The organism is Paenibacillus validus NBRC 15382 (genome assembly GCF_004000985.1).
In the GTDB taxonomy this organism is placed as follows: domain Bacteria; phylum Bacillota; class Bacilli; order Paenibacillales; family NBRC-103111; genus Paenibacillus_G; species Paenibacillus_G validus.
The window spans coordinates 78,307-97,702 of record NZ_BIMH01000002.1 but is presented as its reverse complement, the minus strand read 5'-3'; the positions used below and the strand labels follow the sequence as shown (position 1 = coordinate 97,702).

The window sequence follows — 19,396 nt, the reverse complement described above, 5'->3', positions numbered from 1 at the left end:
GCGAAATAAGAGTAGGATGTATATGTCACGGATTGTTCACAATAATTACCGTGAACCGTATACAAGACTGTCGATTCATGGAAAATAGTTGTATCGTTTTGTGTTGACGCTCTCAGGCGTCGGGAGTACAATGGGTAATGGTTTTCACGAAGGCCGTGGCAAGCCTAATTTTAGGGGGGAACGAAGGGTAATGTTCAAGAACTCGTACTTTTCACGAAAGCTCCATTCCTTACTGGGGGTTATTCCGGTCGGGTTTTTCCTGATCGAACACCTGCTGACGAACTACTCGGCAGCGAAGGGCGGACCCGAGAGCTTTCTTGAGCACGTCGAATGGCTGCACAGTTTGCCGCTCGTATTGGCGCTCGAAATTTTCGGCATTTGGATTCCGCTGGCGTATCACGCGATTTACGGTTTGTATGTCGCCTACACGGCGCGAAATAACGTAAATAACTACGGCTATTTCCGCAACGTGATGTTCTTCTTGCAGCGCGTGACCGGTGTGGTTACGTTCCTGTTCGTGGCGTGGCACTTTTTCCAAACCCGTTTTCAAATTGCGATCGGCAGCGTCGAGCAAATGGAGATCGGCTCGCATATGCACCAAATCGCATCGAATCCGGTTTACTTCGTATTGTATGTAATCGGCGTCATCGCCGCTGTGTTCCACTTCAGCAACGGCATGTGGTCGTTCCTGGTCAGCTGGGGCATTACGGTCGGTCCGCGCGCGCAGCGTGTGTCGACTTACGTTTGGATGGGCGTGTTCGTGGTGATGTCCGCTATGTTCATTATGTCGCTGACGGCATTCTTGGATCCAGCGTTTCAGCATGTAACGTCAGTAACGAAAGGTTAAGGGGGATCGGACAATCATGGCGAATTCGAAAGTTATCGTAGTCGGTGGGGGCCTTGCAGGCTTGATGGCCACCATTAAAGCTGCAGAAGCCGGAGTCCATGTCGACTTGTTCTCTCTGGTTCCTGTTAAACGTTCTCACTCCGTCTGTGCTCAAGGGGGCATCAACGGCGCCGTTAACACAAAAGGCGAAGGCGATTCTCCCTGGGAGCACTTTGACGACTCTGTATACGGTGGCGACTTCCTTGCCAACCAACCGCCGGTTAAAGCGATGTGCGAAGCCGCGCCGGGCATCATTCACTTAATGGACCGGATGGGCGTTATGTTTAACCGTACCCCGGAAGGCTTGCTTGACTTCCGCCGCTTCGGGGGCACGAAGCATCACCGTACGGCGTTCGCCGGCGCCACGACAGGCCAGCAGCTCTTGTACGCGCTCGACGAGCAAGTACGCCGCTGGGAAACGGCCGGCCTCGTGAAGAAATACGAGCACTGGGAATTCCTCGGCGCGATTCTGGACGACGACGGCGTATGCCGCGGTATTGCCGGACAAGATCTGCGCAGCATGGAAGTCAATACGTTCGCTGCGGATGCGGTTATTTTGGCGACGGGCGGTCCCGGGATCATTTTCGGGAAAACGACGAACTCGGTTATCAATACGGGTACGGCAGCCAGTGCCGTATATCAGCAAGGCGTATATTATGCGAACGGCGAATTCATTCAGATTCACCCGACGGCGATTCCCGGGGACGACAAGCTGCGTCTGATGAGCGAATCGGCTCGCGGTGAAGGCGGACGAGTATGGACGTACAAGGACGGGAAGCCTTGGTATTTCCTCGAAGAGAAATATCCGGCTTACGGAAACCTGGTTCCGCGCGATATCGCGACTCGCGAAATTTTCGCTGTCTGCGTCGACATGAAGCTCGGCGTCAACGGCGAGAACATGGTTTACCTCGACTTGTCGCATAAAGATCCGAAGGAGCTCGACGTCAAGCTGGGCGGTATTATCGAGATCTACGAGAAATTCATGGGAGACGATCCGCGTAAAATCCCGATGAAGATTTTCCCGGCCGTTCACTATTCGATGGGCGGTATGTGGGTCGACTACAACCAGATGACGAACATTCCGGGCTTGTTCGCCGCAGGCGAGTGCGAGTACCAGTACCACGGCGCGAACCGTCTGGGCGCGAACTCCTTGCTCTCCGCGATCTACGGCGGTATGGTGGCCGGTCCGAAAGCGATCGAGTACATCAAAGGGTTGGATAAGCATGCGGAGGACATTTCCTCGACCGTTTACGAACGTTATGCGAAGCTGCACACCGAGAAGTACGAAAGCATCCTGAAAATGAACGGTACGGAAAATGCGTACGTGCTTGGCAAAGAGCTCGGCGAATGGATGACCAACAACATGACGGTCGTTCGCTACAACAAAAACCTGGAGCAAACGATCGATAAAATCAACGAGCTGAAGCAGCGCTACAAAAACATTAACATCAACGACTCGGCTCGCTTCAACAACCCGGGCGTCGCTTATACGCGTCAATTGTGGAACATGCTGGAGCTCGCGCACGCGATGACGCTTGGCGGACTTCTTCGTAACGAGAGCCGCGGCGCGCACTACAAGCCGGAGTTCCCGGAACGTAACGACGAGGAGTTCTTGAAGACGACGAAGGCGAAATGGACGGCCGACGGCCCGCAAATCGAGTGGGAAGATGTCGACGTCTCCTTGATCGCGCCGCGTAAACGTGACTACACAACCGACAAGAAGAAGGGAGGTCATTGATCATGGCCGAAGCAACCGCGACAGCAAACAAAAAGATTAAGTTTATCGTCACCCGTCAGGACTCAGCGGAAAGCAAGCCGTATACGGAAGAGTTCGAGGTTCCATACCGTCCGAACATGAACGTGATCAGCGCTCTGATGGAGGTACAGCGGAATCCCGTGAATGCCAAAGGCGACAAAACGACGCCGGTGTGCTGGGAATCGAACTGTTTGGAAGAAGTATGCGGAGCTTGCTCCATGGTCATTAACGGAAAGCCGCGCCAAGCTTGCAGCGCGCTTGTCGACAAGCTGGAGCAGCCGATCCGGATCGCTCCGATGAGCACCTTCCCGGTCGTCCGCGACCTGGTCATCAACCGTGAGCGCATGTTCTCGGCTTTGAAGAAAGTGAAAGCATGGATTCCGATCGACGGTACGTACGATCTCGGACCGGGACCACGGATGGCGGAGTCCAAGCGTCAATGGGCCTATGAGCTGTCCAAATGTATGACTTGCGGCGTGTGCCTGGAATCCTGTCCGAATGTGAACGACAAGACGACGTTCATCGGACCGGCTGCCATTTCGCAAGTACGGTTGTTCAACGCTCACCCGACGGGCGAGATGAACGCTCACGAGCGTCTGGAAGCGCTGATGGAAGACGGCGGCATCGAAGGCTGCGGCAACTCGCAGAACTGCGTGCGCTCCTGCCCGAAAGGCATTCCGCTTACGACTTCGATCGCGGCGATGAATCTCGACACGACGAAGCATCTGTTCAAGAAATGGCTCAGCATGTAATTTCCTTACGCCGAACTTGATACAATGATGAAGGCTCCCTACCTTGCGCTTGGCGCGGTAGGGAGCCTTTTTGTGATTGAAGGACTAGCTGTGCACCAATTCTTTCGTCTGCAGCTGCAGTGGCGGCGGCACGAGCCAGCCCTTGGCTTTGTTCATGCGCAGCAGCTTGCTGCTGAGGCTGGTCTTGGTTTGATGATACTTCGTAAATAACATGCCAATATCCTCGCGAATGGCTTGACCGATGATTTGGCTGCACATGTTTAATCCGATGATCAGATCGACGCTCAATGAGGCGGATATTTCCTGATCGGTGAAACGAGCGCCTGCCGGAATGTCTTCCAGATTCGCTTTCGGCTTCTCCGGCGGCGACGGCGGGGGGGTGATGCCGTTCTTGATTAACAGTGCATCGCAGTCATCGGTTTCTTTAGCCGCGACATCGATTAATTCCTTCATGAATTCTCTTAAATCAGAATCACCGGCGTGATTACGCAGCGTATGGTAACCGGTAAAGGCCAGCTTTGTCTGCGAGCTGAATGCCCACAAAGCATAAATTTCACCATAATGCATAGGCTCGTGTTTCGGATTTCCGTCTAAGATTCCCATATCGATTCTCTTCGCATGGTGATGAAGTTCCTCGTGTAGTATGTACGGAGAGCCGACGATCTATCTTCCCTTACCGTAGGAATTATTGGCGTCTTGCGTCCTGCATATCTTCCGGTGTTTGGTGACAAAACATGAAGGCATACTCTGCAACTCATATTGTTCCTAACGGATGGAGGGAAGTTCGATGCGCAAAGGCAAAAACAAAAGCATGAATCAAACCATGCAGTCGATGGCCGATCACTCGAATCAGGCGGTGGAAAGCAAAGCTTACACCATGCCGACCTATCACAAGGACAAGCATGAGCCGAATAGACCGTCGATTTAACGATGGTCTTGTTCAGCCGTTTCGCCAGAGGGCGGAACGGTTTTTTTTCTTATCCGCTGCATTGACGCGTCCAATGGATTGGCGGTAAAATGAAAAGATTAAACGCTTAAATCGATTGTTTTTATTCTATGAAAGTTTTGAGCAGGGAGAGGGAAATGCGGCATGAGTAAAAAGCGGCAAATCACCATCGTCGATATCGCCGAAGCGGCTGGAGTATCCATTGCTACGGTTTCTAACGTGTTGAACAGGCGCAATGTGCCGATGACGCCGGAAACGATCCGTAAAGTGGAACAGACGGCGGAACAGCTCGGCTACCGCCGCAACGTTATGGCCGCCAGTCTAAGCCGGAAGAAGTCGTATGAGCTCGGCATGCTCGTGCCTGTCTTCGGCGGATATCACGGGCAGTTTGCCGAAGAAATGCAGCGTATGGCGCATGGGTACGGGTACCATTTGTCCGTTTTTTCGGCAGCGGGGTTCGATCCGGAGATAGAGAAGCGCCACCTGGATGTGCTGCTGCAGCGCCGGGTGGACGGGCTCATCTGCCACGGGCTGGCGATGTCGCAGGAAGCGACCCGCCATCTGGTGGGCGAAGGGACGCCGCTTGTTTTGTTTAATGCGTGGGGATGGCCGAACGACATCGCCGTCGGGGCCGTGAACCTCGATTTTGTCGATGGCTGTGACGAGGCTGTGAGACATCTGTATGAGCAGGGCTGCCGAACGATTGTGTATTTGGCCAAAACAAGCTTGTACGCTACCGATCTTCAACGAAGAGCGGGCTTTCGAAACGGGCTTTCGAAGCTGCCTGAACCGGTGCCGTACGACATGATCGATTCGGATGAGGTGGAGACGATCGACCAGGCGTTGGAACAAGTGGAGAGACTCTGGAATCGAGAAGCTCCGGTCGGCATTCTTGGGTTCGACGATGTGATTTCGCTGGCATTCATGTCCGCCGTACAACGGCGGGGGTACCGGGTGCCGGAGGATTTTCGGATTGCCGGCATCAATAACGATCCGGTGACGACGGTGTGCCACCCGATGCTGACGTCGCTCGATATCCCGTATGCGCTGCAGGCTGAAATGACCATGATGCTGATGCTCGAGGCGCTTGGCGATACGAGAGCGCTGAAGCAATCTCCGGCAGATGAGGCGCGGAAGCTTAAACGTATCGGCCATGAAATTCAAATTCCGCTCCGCCTGATTGCGCGGAGATCGAGCATTGCGGAAGCGCTCGAATAAAGACGCCTTGCCTCTCCGGTCACCACAGTTCGTGGGGGTCAGGTGAGGGAAGGCGTCTTGACGTCTTCTAGAAGACAGGACCGATACTCCGGGTCTGCTTCTGCTCCTTGGCCAGCATAAATTGCTTGCCGTATTCGCCGTGCGGGTGGATGCCCGCATGCTCCATCTGGATCGTCGTGTGCTCGATGCCGTACTTGTTCTTCAGCGTCTCGTTGATGGCGAGGATGATGCAGAACGGCTGGATGCTGTCGTCGATAAAGACGTGCGCCGTGAGGGAATAATGATCCGAGGACACGGCCCACAGATGCATCTCGTGCACATCTTCGACACCTTCCACGGCAGCGATGGCTGCCCGGATTTCATCCAGATCGAAGCGCTCCGGCACCGATTCCATCAGGATGAGGTACGATTCCTTAATGATTTTCGCACCGCCGGTGAAGATGATGCCGCCGATGACAATGCTGATAATCGGGTCGAACCAAGGCAATCCGGTATAATAAATGAGTACGGCAGAAACAATAACTCCAATGGAACTTAGCAAATCTCCGATAAAATGCCATAAAGCGCTTTTCACGTTCAAATTTTCCTCTTCCTTCATACTGCGGCTGAGCACCAGCGTCAGGACGAGGTTGACCGTCAGCCCGATGGAGGCAATGATCAGCATGAGCTTGAGATCGATCGGTTCCGGGTTCATAAATCGCCGTATCCCTTCGATACAGATGCCGATCGAAATGATGGCCAGCGCCAGACCGTTGAGGAACGAAGCGATAATCTCAAAACGGAGGAAGCCGAACGTATATTTGGCGTTTGGCTGTCTCGTCGCCATATAGATGGCAACCATGCTCAATCCGAGAGCGAGCACGTCTGAGATCATATGCGCGGAATCGGAGAGCAGGGCGAGCGAATTGGACAGCAGTCCGCCAATGACTTCAACGATGGTGAAGAATAAAGTTAAACTCAGCGTGATCCACAGCGTTTTCTTGGAACGGCTTTGTTTCTTCGCATGGTCGAGATGGTGATAATCGTACATCCGAATCACCCTTTCTGTAAGGTAAGTCCTTGATTGGATTATACGTCAAGGTCGAAATTTTGGCAAATACTTTAATTGATATCGATTTTCAGCCTTTTGAGACTAATTATCGGTATCAAGTTAGCGTTTTCTTTGATTTTGATAATATTTCTCGATATTATGATATTGATTCTCATTACGGCATATAACGCTTTCAATTTTGTTACATAATTGAAATATATCTGTTACGTGTTTAACATGTTATCCGTGTATTATAGATAGCAAGACCCCCTTTTTAATATATACACCCTTAGATCCGCCCCGTTGGCGGGTCTCTTTTTTTGTCTGTATGTCTAGGAGCCCTTGTCCCATAGGGGCTTTTAAGCTTTACCTTGGCAGGGAAATGATCGAATTATGCGTTTTGGCAGGAATTTGGCGGGGGATTACGGGTAATGGCAGGAGAAAGGCGGCTACCTTAGGAGTTTCTCCAAAGCAGTAGCCGCCTCAGCTTGCATATTTGGCATTAGGTGAGAGTAAGTGTCCAAGGTGATCATTATGGATGAATGACCGAGCTGTTCTTGGACTATCTTTGGATGAATGTCCAGACTCATGAGTAGGGAAGCGCACGTATGACGAAGATCATGAAAGTCTGATCACTCGCATGTTCGTCTTCTTGAGCATACGCTTTCAAACCACACTGCAATTAGCTTAGGACAAAGGAATACCATACTTGCTGCAACTAGGAAGCTCCTATCTTCATATCGTTCCCCCGTGGCCAGCTTTTCCTCTTTAATCATGAAGGAACGAATGTACTGTTCAAATTGTGGCAAGCAAGTCCTAGAGGGCGCTAAGTTTTGTTCTTCTTGCGGAGCGAAGTTGCTAGTATCAGATGAAGGGCGACCTATCGATACAACAGATGTGGAGGCTCCGCAAGTATCTATTACAAAGCTTGAAGAAGAGTCGCTTGCTCAAAATGGCTTAGCGGCTACGCGCGGCACAAAAGCTAAAATTATTCAGCGTGCATTAACGCTTTGCTTAACATCATTGTTGTGTATCTGGTCTTTAGACTATTCAAGGTTATCGGTGATGATGTTCGGAACGGCTCGTATCACGCATTCCTTCTGACCATCGTATTCGGCATAGTGTTATTTTTCAACGTAAATACGTTGTATCAAGATGCGGTGGCAACTCAGCAGTGGGCGCAAACGCGCGTCATGTCCTTCGTGAATTTCTTATGATTACGTGTTCTCGACAGCAAAGAGCTTTTATGGATGGACGATTGCACTAAATATCGTGAACATTGTATCGATTTTGCTGATTGCTCCGATAAGAAGAAGATTTAATAAGCCTCTAGCAGCAAGCGGGACAACAAGCGAGGCCAGTCAGGCATGAGCAGGAAGACTATAGTTGGTATGATCTGTGCAATTGTTTTGTTGGTCGAAGTTATTATTTACATACTGGAGACATTGCTTTCGGACAATTCTAATTCAATTCGTAAGGCCTGCGAGAAGGCGCATCAACTCGAACATCAGCAGACGAACTATAATAATGCTTGGTACACATTGTTCTTGGTGACAGCTATAATTGGGGCTGTTACAATAATGACTATTCCTAATAAGAGAATTCGGCATTAGTCTGCATGATATTCCAAAATTAAGCATTTTGACCTATAATCGAATATAGGCATAAGAGCAGGGTGCTGCCTCAGTAGGCGCACCTTTTTCATTTAATAGACTAAAATGAGAGTTGGTTGGTCGGTAGATGAAAGAATTACTCAAACACCCAATAGTAGCTGGGGCAATTACCTTTTTTATCGGAGCTGCAATAACATTCCCACTTTACCCCGTCTACAATATCGCTCGTGTAGGAATTAAAATCTGGTTCTTGACTAATGATGAGCTTCTTAACTGAGGGTTGGTATCTCTCGACCTACAGTAACAAGTACAACTTCCTGTTCCAATTTGCAAAGAATGTAATGGATACTTAGTAATGAATGAGGGCTCGTATGGGATTGAGCTTTTAACATGTGAGAATTGCGGTTTTAGAAAAACAATTGAGAGTGGGTTCCATGGATACCGAGAGAAGATTAGAAGAGAAATTGTTAGGAAAATTCGAACTTACCAATGGAAAGACAAGGAAATAGGGGGTTAAAGAACCAATGGCTAGAACTTACTACGCAGAAGGAAGACAACTCGCATATGTCTTGAGAGGCTTGTTTATTATTGGTGGGCTTACTTTGTACTTCAACATCCCAGGGTTGCATTGGGGATTCTTCTTTGGCATACTCATCGGTTCAATCATAGTTGCGGATATCATAGGAGCTATCTGGACTCGGAAAAGACGAACCGAGAAAAAGCAGAAACCCAAAACATCGATTAAGAAGGCTGCTCAGACAAACATAAGACGGACTTCAAAGGGATGTAGAACTGATGAAATCATCCTTACTAGCAGGTTGGATGACCTATCTGGAGCTGAGTTTGAGCGTCTACTTGCTCTTTACTTCCGTGATCAGGGCTACACAGTAAAAGAAGTAGGTGTAGGCGGTAATGATGGTGGAGTTGATCTTGTGATCGTTGATGGTCGCGGGGAGAAAACAGCCGTCCAAGCCAAATGCTATGCAGACCATAATCTAGTACCTGTAATGACAGTGCGTGAACTTGTGGCGGCGAAGAGGAATCATGATTGTATATTATCGTTGCTTATCACTACATCTGATCTTACACCTCCTGCCAAGAAGGAAGCAGAGCAATTCAAAGTCGATTATTGGCATGGAGCCTTAGTCGAGCAAAAGCTAAGAGCATGGGGGAAATGGCAACCGAGCAAGAAACCGCGTCCCATAGAGAAGAGAACTGAGACGGTAGCAAAGTCAGAGGTAGCAATAGCTCGGAAGGAAGCAGCGGCAACAACCTCAGTGACATGCAAGTGTGGTTCTCCTATGGTAAGAAGGAAGAGTAAGCAAGGGGAAGAGTTTCTCGGTTGTACCAAGTTTCCTGGTTGTAGACAAACAAGATCGTTATAAGGTAGAAGGGAGAAATCATTGGCAATGTCAGCTAACACTAAATGAAAGAGAGCGTAAAAATGGATTCATTAATACAACTAATAGTAGAGTTACTTCCCGATAAAGGGTCAGATTTTGTAGTGGCTGGCTTGTTGGCAATTATAGGTTTTTTTATAAAGGGATACTTGGACAAAAGGAAGAGTGAAAAGGAATCTAGGGAGTCAGCGGCAAAGAAGAATGAAGAAACGGAAAAGAAGATCAAAGAGATTATAGATGCAATGTCTCCCAAATATCTAAGTATTCCAAGGGATATAATTATGCATACCTATTCTTACAACTTCATTAACGAACATGTTGATGAAAATGGTTTTAAGGAGAGTCCATATTACAAAGATACCTTAGAAATGAAGAGACTAACCGAAATGAGAATGATGGACGATATTGAGGAAATTCTGTCCTTATCCACGAGTGGGATTGATGGTAATTATGCTGAAACGAAGAATGTGATCCAACGCAACCAGAATACGCTTAAGAATTTGAAAAACGTATTGAAAGCCAAATCTGATGATGACCTGAAAGTCAAGTTTCTTGGAGACATCAACAAACAATTATCAGATGATTATCAAAAACTAATGAATGAATACTGGAAATTGGCAAAAAAATGATTGGTCGCTTGGGCCTGGAATCATCTACGATAGTGACAGAATCTATGGTACAAGAGAAAGCTTCATTACTCAAGGCCATCTTAATGGCCTCACATGGATGAGTCTGTGAACTGCTTTGCTATAAAAAAACAGCACAAATATTATAGGAAAATCCAATTTGCCGACCACACAGTATGACTATCAGAAAGGAAATTTCGCATGAAGATAGAAATTGCTGAATCCCTAATGCTGTCCTGGTTAAGACACGCTAAGAATTGTCAGGTTGTGCAATTGAACTGGAAACCTTCTGTTAGGTCATGGGAGTTATTCAACGAAACTGAAGTCGAACAGATAATGGTGGCGACCGATCATGCCCGCCCCTCCATGTAAAGGGCTTTGTCCATCAGTCATACCTTAATCACAAGCGGCTTTACGGTTTGCTGACGTGCAGCTTGATGAAACTCCTGCGGGGATAGATCATACAAACTGCCATGAATCCGCCACTGACTCTCAAATTCATGCCTGGAGAGGCACTCTTGTTCTAAAATGGCATGAAATGCTTCGACATGCGCATTTTTATTCGGCGTTTTCGGAGGAATCCGTTCATGCTCTACACGATACTCCAGGCACGCTTCCTCAAAAGCATGGCTGATGAATTGCGGGCCGTTATCGGTACGAACCACTGGCAACTGATCTTTCCCAAAGAGTTGTCGTTTCCATAGTGCCCTCTGCAGGTCTGCGCGGCATGCTTCCCTTCGCAAGAGAGGCCCATGTGGTAGTCGATAATCGATCGGTCGTAGACGTCAATCAGGCTGAGCAAGAATAAGAAACGCTGCTGTGCTGCAATGTAGCCGTATTTGACGTCCATCTCCCAAAGCTGATTCGAAGCGCGGATCTCACGATTGTTCGCCAGCTTTCGGGGATATTGGATTCGCTTCCGGCGTTGTGGCTGCAGGATGCCCAGTTCCTGACACAGTCGGTATACTTTTTTCTTATTAACGATCAGCCCATACTGTCGTTTCAGACATAGGGTTAGTTTACGATAACCGTATGTGGCTTCTTCCCCGGAAATAAGTTCCATCAGCCATTCCTTGATCTGCTCATCGCTGACGGGATGCTGCTTATGATCCAAGGAAAAGCCGGGAATTGGTCTTCCGCCGTTATACACTCGCTCTTGCTTGAAATGCTTCTTCCGGTAATAGTACGTCGCTTCACTGACGCCGACGATTCGCAGCACCATTGCAGCTTTATACCCCCGCGCAATCCATGTGTCGGCGATCTCTATTTTGTCCGATAGGCGGGGTTCACCTTTTTTACGAGATCACGAAGAATCGCAATCTCCAAATCCTTCTCGCCCAACAGCTTTTTCAATTTATCGTTATCCTGCTCTAACGCTTGAAACTCTTTGGGTGTTGGGGTGTAGGCTGCAACTTTTTTGGATTCGGGTGATGCGTTTTTCCAACTTGTCTGTTTCGATTGACGAATCCAGCGGGATAGCATTTTCCCGTCGATTCCATGTCGTCTGGCAACTTGGCTTGCGTTGCCTGCCTCTAAGGCTTCTTGGATGAGCTGCTGTTTAAATTCTATGCTGTAACTCTTGCGCTGCATCTTTGATCCCTCCACTTTTGTTAATTCATATTGTAGTGGATAAGAAGAATAGACTCAAAGGTAATTTCGGGGCTTTAGAGATTGCTTTAGGAGTCGCATTGGGATCAGCGTTCGGGTTGCTTTTGGATAACCTTGCTCTAGGCATGGGAGTTGGGATTGCGATAGGAGCAGGAATTGGGGCGTCTATGGAAAAAAAGAAGAAGTAACGTAGAATATTTTCCCACTTGCTTGCCTCACTAACCGTTTTGGCACCTGCACGACGCGCGCGCAAACGCGCTGTTAGCGTGCGCTGTACAACAGGCAAGCTTTGCTTTATAACAAAAGGGACGGTCTCCCCAAGGTCTCAGACCTTGGGGAACCGTCCCAACTAGGTTATGCAGCTTCATTCACGATTACTTTTTTACCCTTCATCTTCAGGATAACCGGAACGGCCACCCAAAGAAGGGCGATGAGAAGGAAAATCAAGGATGCAGGTCTTGTTACAAACACGCTGTAATCGCCATTGGAGATGGTCAGAGCTCTGCGCAAATTATTTTCAATCATCGGCCCCAAGACCAGACCAAGAACGAGAGGGGCCATCGGGTAGTCTTGTTTGGTCATGAAATAACCGAATATCCCGAAACCGATCAAGACGAACAGATCGAACGTCGCAAGCTGAACCGCGTATACGCCAAAGAACGAAATAGCCACAATCATCGGGATCAAATATTTGGGCGGCGTTTCAATAATCTTGGCGAACACCTTAACGAGCGGCATATTCAAAATTAGTAGCATCAAGTTGCCGATAAACATACTGGCAATGAGTCCCCAAGCGATCGTCGGATGCTCGGAGAATAATAACGGACCCGGCTGAACGTTATACATAATAAGCGCGCCCATCAGAACCGCCGTAGTTCCCGTACCCGGAATCCCTAATGTTAGTAAGGGAATCATCGCACCGCCGGAAGCCGCGTTATTAGCCGATTCGGGTCCGGCTACGCCTTCGATGGCGCCTTTACCGAACTTTTCCGGGTTCTTGCTGATCTTTTTCTCTAAAAGATAGGAAAGAAACGAAGCTAAGGTGGCGCCTGATCCAGGCACGATGCCTTTAAAGAAGCCTAAGAACGAACCGCGGAGGATGGGGCCTACGCTATCCTTCAAATCCTGCTTGGTCGGAAAAATCCGGTTGATTCTGGCAATTTCGCCATTGTTGCTTTCTCTCTCCAGGATCGTTTTGAATACTTCCCCTAGGGCGAACACGCCCACGGCAACCGTCAAGAATTCGAACCCTTGAAAAAGCTCAGGCAGGTCGAACGTGAACCGGGCTACGCCGGATATCGTATCCATTCCGATCGTAGCGAGCAATAGTCCCAAGGTCGTCATGATCAGCGCCTTCGTGACGGATTTGCCGGCCAGACCGCTAAGAGCGGATAGCCCTAGAATCATTAAGGAAAAATGCTCGGCAGGCCCGAGCTTTAAGGCAAGATTAGAGAGCGGCTCAGCCAGGATGACCAAACCAATGAGTGAAATGATCCCGGCTACAAAAGATCCGATCGCCGAAATCGACAAAGCGGCTCCCGCTCTTCCTTGCTTGGCCATAGGATATCCGTCGAGCACAGTTGCTACGGATGAGGATTCACCTGGCGTATTGAGCAGAATCGAAGTCGTTGAACCCCCGTACATCGCCCCATAGTAAACGCCTGCCAATAAGATAATGGAGCTGGCCGCCGCTTCTTCGGGTCTCAGTCCCCCGGTCAACGAAGCGGTCACCGGAATCAGCAGGGCTACCCCGCTAATCGGACCGATGCCTGGAAGAACGCCGACCATCGTACCAATAAGAACGCCGGCAAAGGCAAACAGAATATTATGCCATTGTAACGCGATGGCAAAACCATGCATCAAAAATTGTAAAGTGTCCATTTCATTACCCCTCGTTTGAAATTACTCGAAGCCTAACCATTCGGGAAGCCCGGGCAAAGAACCGTTCATCAAGTCCACATACAAATAATAAACCCCAAATGAGAAAGCCAAAGCTATGACAAGAGAAGGTATCCATTTGCCTTTCGACATCGTTTGGAAGCCAACCAGCAGAAAAATAAACGTACAGATCACATAACCGAGCGTTTCAAGCAAGAAGGCATATAAAATGGCTGCAATTAAAATAATCGCAAAACGTTTGTAATCCAAGGATATCTTTGGCTCATCGGCATGTTTTACCTTAAAGGTTTCGTATAGCAAGCGTAAGCTTAATAGGATAAGAATCGAGCCAAGTCCCAACGGCAATGTATTCGGTCCTACGGGGCTATCCTCGGTGTTCGAGGCCATATTCAGGCTCTGGTGTACAAATCCGGTACCCAACACCAGAAAAGCGAGACTTGCATATCGGTCAAATGTTTTACTCACTCTGTCTCGAGCCTCCTGTTATATCAAGTTAAAAACAATAGAAGAATCCGCTTTCAATTTTTTGGAAAAATCTGATTAAAACGCTTCCAAGAAAATAAACTCACAGATGTTTAGGGTAATCCTCCTCACGTATGGAGTGTTTTTGAATAGGCGGTATACCAAACAACGCTAATTATGGGTCACTCGGTTGAGATGAGTCAAACAATAAATGAATCAAATTTACTTGAAAATTAGCATTTAACTCTAAATATCTTTAAATTACTACTGATTTCGATAAAATTTAAATAGTCTCAATCTGGCGAATTAGGTATACCAGTTGGCTGTGTATTGGAAAGCGGAAGAGGATCACGGGGGGATTCCCGCACAGGCTACATCTAATGTCAAAAACAAGGTGGTATACCGTTCTGCGATTTTTTTCAAAAAAATGAATATACACAAGAATTAAAGATACAGTTAGATATTAAGAGTAATATTTGTATTTCGTTGATAAAATGACGAATTATTAACTTGACTGTAAGCGATTAATCGCCCCATAATTGGCCTCAGGTGGTATACAAATACATGAGAAGGAGTGAAACGAAATGATCAGTAAAAAAGCCGTTTCCCTTGCTTTGGTTTCTTTACTTGGTGCGACACTGTTGACAGGCTGTGGCTCATCGGCAGCGACGAAGCAAGTCCAAGGCGATAAACAAAGCAGTAAACAAGCGGTTAACTTCCCTACGAAGCCGATCACGATTTTGGTTCATACGAAAGCGGGCGGTCCTACAGACGCTATGGCTCGCGAATTGGCTAAATCGGCGGAGAAATTTCTAGGTCAACAAGTGTTGATCGAAAATAAACCAGCCGGCAGCGGGGCCGAACAATTGGCCGACCTGGCTAAAGCCAAGCCGGACGGATATACGCTTGGAGCGTTAACGCCTACCCAAATCGGTATGTGGAACAGCAACTTGAAAAAACAATTTAAATTGGAATCGTTCTCGTACGTGGCAGGGGTTCAAATCGATCCTTACGTAATCGTGGTTCATGCAGACAGCCCTTACAAAACATTGAACGATCTTGTTGAAGCCATGAAGCAAAAGAAGCTCAATGTCGGAGGTTACGGCTCGATCGGCTCAGGTCACAATATCGCCTGGAACATCTTTGCCGAGAAGGCCGGTGTCAAAGCCAGCTGGGTAGCTTATGAAAGTACGGGTGAAGCGGTTACCGTACTGCTGGGTAAACACATCGATGTGGCCAATTCAAATCCCGGGCAGGTTTCCGAATATGTCAGAAGCGGCAAATTGAGAGTATTAGGGGTCATGGCAGAGAAGCGGCTCCCTGAATTCCCGGACGTTCCAACCTATAAAGAGGCCGGATATGACGTGGATACTTCCTGGGCCCAGTTCAGAGGGATCTTCGCACCTGCCGGCGTTCCGGAAGAAGTGCTTCTCAAGATTAATGACGCCTTCGCCAAAGCGATGGCGACAGAAGAATTTAAAACGTACATGAAAAATGCGCAAATGGTGGATGGGACGATGGATCATAGTCAATTCACCGAATATGTTAAAAAACAAGATACTTTAACCAAAACCTGGTTAGAGAAATTGCAATAATAGAGGGGCAGGACTGTAAGTGGAAGAAGAACTGGCTACCAAGGGAGACTGGGTGTTTGAATATATATTTGCAGCCATCAAGAGGGGCGACTTCCACTTAGAACAAATTCTCACCGAACGGGAACTGGCGGGAAGGCTGGGCGTGAGCCGAACCCCCATCCGCGAAGCTTTTCGGAGGCTGGAGAAAGAAGGCTTAATCCAGTACGAGCCTCATCGGGGAGTACGAGTGATTTCTTTCTCAGAGCAAAAGGTGAAACAGCTTTATGAGATCCGTGAGGTTCTGGAAGGACTTAGCGCCAGATTGTTGGCTCAGAATCAGAACAACGAAGTATTGCGAAATTTGAGAATATTGCTGGAGCAGGCGGAGAAGTTCGCCGCTGAAGGGAACATCGGCCTTCTGTCCAAAATCAATGCTCAATTTCATATGGAAATCGCTCTCGGGGCCGAGAACGTTTACTTGATTAACACCCTGCAGAATTTGCAGTCCCATATCAATATCGTGATGTCGCACTCTCTTTCGCAAAGCGGCAGACCCTATGAAAACCTCAGGGAGCATTGGTCGATCTTGGATGCGATTGAGAGCGGGGACCCGCAGCTGGCTGAAGTTACCGCCAAATTTCATATTCGAACCGCTTATGCCAACGCCATAAAAGAAATGAACACCATCAAAGAGCGTTCAACTATTGTAAAAAAGACGAAATAGGATAAAGAGGAGAGATTCGCTATGATTACTAGAAACCTGGTTAACAATTGCTTAAATACGAAGTACGAGGACATTCCTCAGGAAGTCATCCTGCATGCCAAAAAAAGCATCCTCAATTGGATGGGCGTTGCGATTGGAGCTGCCTACCATCCTTCGGTTGAAATGCTGATCAGCTTGAAGAACGATCTTCAATCCAGTGAACAGGTTTCGATTCTTGGAAGAAGGGAAAAGGCGGACCTGCTGTTATCCACGCTGATCAACGGAATGAGCTCGCATATTTTTGACTATGATGACACGCATCTGGATACGATCCATCACCCGAGCGGACCTGTAGCTCCGGTATGCTTTGCTTTAGCGGAGAAGTTCAACCTTTCGGGCAAACAAGTGCTGCGCGCCTTTATCCTTGGGGTTGAAGCTGAATTGCGAATCAGCAACGCCGTATGCCCGAGCCACTACGATTTGGGCTGGCATATTACAAGTACGGCCGGTGTTTTTGGAGCGGCGGTCGCCGCCGGTATTTTGCTGGAGTTGGATGAAGAGCAAATGCTGAACGCCCTGGGTCTGGCAGGGACACAAGCATTTGGTTTACGCGAAATGTTCGGCACAATGACCAAGCCTTTCCATCCGGGTAAAGCAGCTGAGAACGGACTGTTAGCCGCACTTCTGGCTCAAAAAGGCTTTACCAGCTCGAAGCAAGTGCTGGAAGCCAAGCGAGGCTTTGCCAATGTTACGGCTCCTGAGCATGATCTGGAGCAGGTAAATATCAACTGGGGAACTCAATGGGAAACCTTGAAAAACGCATTTAAGCCATACGCTTGCGGTATTGTGCTGCACCCGGCCATCGATGCGTGCATTGCACTTGGCAAGCAGGTGAGTGATCCGTCCCAGGTGAAGGAAATTGAAATTTCAGTCAATCCTTATGTGCTCGAGCTTACGGCTAAGCCTGAACCGAAAACCGGATTGGAAGGCAAGTTTAGTATTTTCCATACGGGAGCAATGGCTTTCCTTGAGGGGGATGCGAGCGAGGAGCAGTACCAGGACGCCAAGGTTTTGGACCCTAAGACGCTGGCGTTCAGAACTAAAATCAAGCCGGTAGTTAACGAGTCGTTCGAGGAAGATGAGGCTCTGGCCAAACTGACGACGGTAGACGGTAAAGTCTATGAGTACAAAGTCGAGCATGCTACGGGCAGCATTGAGAACCCGATGACGGATGAGGCTCTTTGCAATAAGTTCAGAAAAGTAGTGAAAGGAATTTTAGGAAGCGACAGTACGGAAGCCATCATTGCCAAGCTTTACGATTTGGATTCCGTAGCCAATATCAATGAAGTGATACCTTATTGCACGCCCCAAACAGCCACCGTTTAGGTTGACTAGTTGAAGCCTTGGATAACAAGGCTTCTCTTCCTTTTTACAGTTTTTTGGAAAGTAGGCAGATCCCGATGGGTATAGTATTGAATAAGAAGAATGTGTTACTGCTCTGTTCTTTTATTTTTCTTATAGGGGCCCCGATGCTGCCTATTCCGGAAGCTATGGGAGACAAAGGGTGGGTCGCTCTAGGAATCTTGATATTTTCGATTGTTCTGTGGGGTACGCAGGTGATCCCCGCACCGATCACAAGTTTTCTTGCTGTGGCGTTAACCGCTGTTTTTGGCATTTTTAGCTTTGAAGAAGCGGCGAGCGAGCTGGGCAACGAAACGATTTGGTTGATCATCTCCATGCTGATTATGGGAGCGGCTGTAGAGAAATTATCTTTGGACAAAAGGCTGACATATTCGATTTTAAGCTTGGCAGGCGGCCATGTGAAATGGACCTTATTGTGCTTATTTATCGTAGCGTTCCTGCTCACCTTCTTCATTCCTAACGCAGTAGGCCGATTGGCGCTGTTGCTTCCGATCGCTTCGGAAACGATTCATGTTATGGAGAAGCAGGGCGGCCGCAATGTGAGCACGGCCATTATGCTGGCCATAACCTTTGTCCCCTATTTCAGCACGATTGCACTGCTTACGGGGGCAAGCGGATCGATTTACGCAGCGGGTTTATTTGAATCCATGCTTGGCTTCCGCTGGAGCTACCTGCACTGGTTTATCGTGATGCTTCCGATTGTGATGATCGTGTTGGCGTTATTATGGGTTTTATTGTTAGTGCTGTTTCCCGCCAAAGTATCGGTTGTCGCAGAAGGCAGGGAATACTTCCAACAGCAGAAGAAAAAGCTGGGGGCTTTTTCCAAGCAAGAGTACCAGATGGTATTTCTGTATGTATTGCTGATTCTTTTATGGGCGACGCGGGACCTCCATCATTTATCAATTTCCTTGTCCGCCGTCTTGGTGATGATTTTATTGTTTTTGCCGGGGTTCCGGTTAATTCAATGGAAGGACGTCGTCCATAAAGTCGACTGGCAAATTCCTTTTTTGTTTGCGGCAGGGTTTACGTTGGCCAATTCGCTTGAGACAAGCGGTTTTGTCGCATGGATTTCATCCTGGTCCATGATTTATTTAGACAACCTGTCCGTGCTGTCCCTGGTTGTAGCCATGACACTGATTTTTGTGACGATCAGGTTCGGATTTACGAACTACACGGCAATGGTCGCCTCCTTGATGCCCATGGCCTTATCTTTTGCGATAAGTACGCCCTACAATCCGGTATGGCTCGGGATGATCTGTTTGGTTTCGAGCAGCATCGCCTTCATCTTTCCGACCCAATCAACAGGCAGCCTGACGACTTTCTCTATGGGGTATTACACCAGCAGGGATATGCTGGTCTCAGGCAGCATATTCACGCTGCTGATTATGGTCGTGACGATTGTTGCCGCATTCTATTACTGGCCGCATGTCGGCCTTCACATTTACAAATAACGCCGTTATCGTATAATAGGGAAGGAGAAGTGTGTCAAAAAAGGTGGGTG

At 48.3% G+C, this 19,396-nt stretch carries 20 protein-coding genes; 13 read left to right on the top strand and 7 right to left on the bottom strand.

The genetic code is table 11. From position 1 onward, the window contains the following. The first annotated feature begins 190 nt into the window (after positions 1 to 190). The 3 genes from PVA01S_RS02345 to sdhB are packed head-to-tail and all read left to right on the top strand — an operon-like array spanning position 191 to position 3,394. Positions 191 to 847, top strand: a complete 657-nt coding sequence (locus tag PVA01S_RS02345) for a succinate dehydrogenase cytochrome b558 subunit (protein ID WP_054797796.1) — start codon at positions 191 to 193, stop codon at positions 845 to 847. Between the two features lie 16 nt (positions 848 to 863). After that, a complete protein-coding gene (sdhA, locus tag PVA01S_RS02340; protein ID WP_127604870.1) occupies positions 864 to 2,624 on the top strand; it encodes a succinate dehydrogenase flavoprotein subunit in 1,761 nt (586 codons plus the stop codon). 2 nt (positions 2,625 to 2,626) lie between these two features. Continuing rightward, positions 2,627 to 3,394 (top strand): succinate dehydrogenase iron-sulfur subunit, encoded by a 768-nt coding sequence (gene sdhB / locus PVA01S_RS02335; protein WP_127604868.1) that lies wholly within the window; start codon positions 2,627 to 2,629, stop codon positions 3,392 to 3,394. 84 nt (positions 3,395 to 3,478) lie between these two features. Here the strand turns inward: sdhB and PVA01S_RS02330 are convergent, their stop codons facing one another. After that, the gene (locus tag PVA01S_RS02330; protein WP_127604866.1) at positions 3,479 to 3,997 is read right to left on the bottom strand and encodes a DUF3231 family protein; all 519 of its coding nucleotides are present in this window, start codon (positions 3,995 to 3,997) and stop codon (positions 3,479 to 3,481) included. Between the two features lie 184 nt (positions 3,998 to 4,181). Here PVA01S_RS02330 and PVA01S_RS26420 point away from each other — a divergent pair, with 184 nt between their 5' ends. Both PVA01S_RS26420 and PVA01S_RS02325 read left to right on the top strand, forming a co-directional pair. Further along, positions 4,182 to 4,322 (top strand): hypothetical protein, encoded by a 141-nt coding sequence (locus PVA01S_RS26420; RefSeq protein ID WP_155614605.1) that lies wholly within the window; start codon positions 4,182 to 4,184, stop codon positions 4,320 to 4,322. 162 nt (positions 4,323 to 4,484) lie between these two features. Further along, positions 4,485 to 5,558 carry a LacI family DNA-binding transcriptional regulator gene (locus tag PVA01S_RS02325; RefSeq protein ID WP_127604864.1) on the top strand — a complete coding sequence of 358 codons (1,074 nt, stop codon included), beginning with the start codon at positions 4,485 to 4,487 and terminating at the stop codon, positions 5,556 to 5,558. Between the two features lie 67 nt (positions 5,559 to 5,625). Here the strand turns inward: PVA01S_RS02325 and PVA01S_RS02320 are convergent, their stop codons facing one another. Continuing rightward, on the bottom strand, positions 5,626 to 6,588 hold the full coding sequence (locus PVA01S_RS02320; protein WP_127604862.1) for a cation diffusion facilitator family transporter: 963 nt from the start codon (positions 6,586 to 6,588) through the stop codon (positions 5,626 to 5,628). A gap of 449 nt (positions 6,589 to 7,037) precedes the next feature. Beyond that, positions 7,038 to 7,178 carry a hypothetical protein gene (locus PVA01S_RS02315; protein WP_127604860.1) on the bottom strand — a complete coding sequence of 47 codons (141 nt, stop codon included), beginning with the start codon at positions 7,176 to 7,178 and terminating at the stop codon, positions 7,038 to 7,040. A 184-nt stretch (positions 7,179 to 7,362) separates the two neighbouring features. Between PVA01S_RS02315 and PVA01S_RS27690 the strand changes: the two genes are divergently transcribed. From PVA01S_RS27690 to PVA01S_RS02300, 3 genes are all read left to right on the top strand, one after another. Then, entirely contained in the window at positions 7,363 to 7,692 is a 330-nt protein-coding gene (locus PVA01S_RS27690) for a zinc ribbon domain-containing protein (protein WP_127604858.1), read from the top strand. Between the two features lie 1,033 nt (positions 7,693 to 8,725). After that, entirely contained in the window at positions 8,726 to 9,586 is an 861-nt protein-coding gene (locus tag PVA01S_RS02305) for a restriction endonuclease (RefSeq protein WP_127604856.1), read from the top strand. A 59-nt stretch (positions 9,587 to 9,645) separates the two neighbouring features. After that, on the top strand, positions 9,646 to 10,230 hold the full coding sequence (locus tag PVA01S_RS02300; protein ID WP_127604854.1) for a hypothetical protein: 585 nt from the start codon (positions 9,646 to 9,648) through the stop codon (positions 10,228 to 10,230). Between the two features lie 589 nt (positions 10,231 to 10,819). On the opposite strand, the gene PVA01S_RS02290 is transcribed toward PVA01S_RS02300, so the two are convergent. Together PVA01S_RS02290 and PVA01S_RS02285 are read right to left on the bottom strand one after the other, a co-directional pair. Then, positions 10,820 to 11,449, bottom strand: coding sequence for an IS3 family transposase (locus PVA01S_RS02290; protein WP_127604852.1), 630 nt, complete (start codon positions 11,447 to 11,449; stop codon positions 10,820 to 10,822). Positions 11,450 to 11,490: 41 nt separating this feature from the next. Continuing rightward, positions 11,491 to 11,817 (bottom strand): transposase, encoded by a 327-nt coding sequence (locus tag PVA01S_RS02285; RefSeq protein WP_127604850.1) that lies wholly within the window; start codon positions 11,815 to 11,817, stop codon positions 11,491 to 11,493. A 35-nt stretch (positions 11,818 to 11,852) separates the two neighbouring features. Here PVA01S_RS02285 and PVA01S_RS27820 point away from each other — a divergent pair, with 35 nt between their 5' ends. Continuing rightward, positions 11,853 to 12,023: a glycine zipper domain-containing protein gene (locus tag PVA01S_RS27820; protein ID WP_464621143.1), complete on the top strand. Its 171-nt coding sequence runs from the start codon at positions 11,853 to 11,855 to the stop codon at positions 12,021 to 12,023. 166 nt (positions 12,024 to 12,189) lie between these two features. On the opposite strand, the gene PVA01S_RS02275 is transcribed toward PVA01S_RS27820, so the two are convergent. Both PVA01S_RS02275 and PVA01S_RS02270 read right to left on the bottom strand, forming a co-directional pair. Beyond that, entirely contained in the window at positions 12,190 to 13,716 is a 1,527-nt protein-coding gene (locus PVA01S_RS02275; protein ID WP_127604848.1) for a tripartite tricarboxylate transporter permease, read from the bottom strand. Positions 13,717 to 13,737: 21 nt separating this feature from the next. Further along, positions 13,738 to 14,199, bottom strand: coding sequence for a tripartite tricarboxylate transporter TctB family protein (locus PVA01S_RS02270; RefSeq protein ID WP_127604846.1), 462 nt, complete (start codon positions 14,197 to 14,199; stop codon positions 13,738 to 13,740). A gap of 581 nt (positions 14,200 to 14,780) precedes the next feature. Here PVA01S_RS02270 and PVA01S_RS02265 point away from each other — a divergent pair. The 4 genes from PVA01S_RS02265 (at position 14,781) to PVA01S_RS02250 (ending at position 19,346) form a co-directional block, all read left to right on the top strand. After that, positions 14,781 to 15,791 carry a tripartite tricarboxylate transporter substrate binding protein gene (locus PVA01S_RS02265; RefSeq protein WP_127604844.1) on the top strand — a complete coding sequence of 337 codons (1,011 nt, stop codon included), beginning with the start codon at positions 14,781 to 14,783 and terminating at the stop codon, positions 15,789 to 15,791. Between the two features lie 19 nt (positions 15,792 to 15,810). Further along, on the top strand, positions 15,811 to 16,494 hold the full coding sequence (locus PVA01S_RS02260) for a GntR family transcriptional regulator (protein ID WP_127604842.1): 684 nt from the start codon (positions 15,811 to 15,813) through the stop codon (positions 16,492 to 16,494). A 21-nt stretch (positions 16,495 to 16,515) separates the two neighbouring features. Continuing rightward, positions 16,516 to 17,859: an MmgE/PrpD family protein gene (locus tag PVA01S_RS02255; RefSeq protein WP_127604840.1), complete on the top strand. Its 1,344-nt coding sequence runs from the start codon at positions 16,516 to 16,518 to the stop codon at positions 17,857 to 17,859. 74 nt (positions 17,860 to 17,933) lie between these two features. After that, complete coding sequence (locus PVA01S_RS02250; RefSeq protein ID WP_127604838.1) at positions 17,934 to 19,346, top strand: SLC13 family permease; 1,413 nt, start codon at positions 17,934 to 17,936, stop codon at positions 19,344 to 19,346. The last annotated feature ends 50 nt before the right edge of the window (positions 19,347 to 19,396 follow it).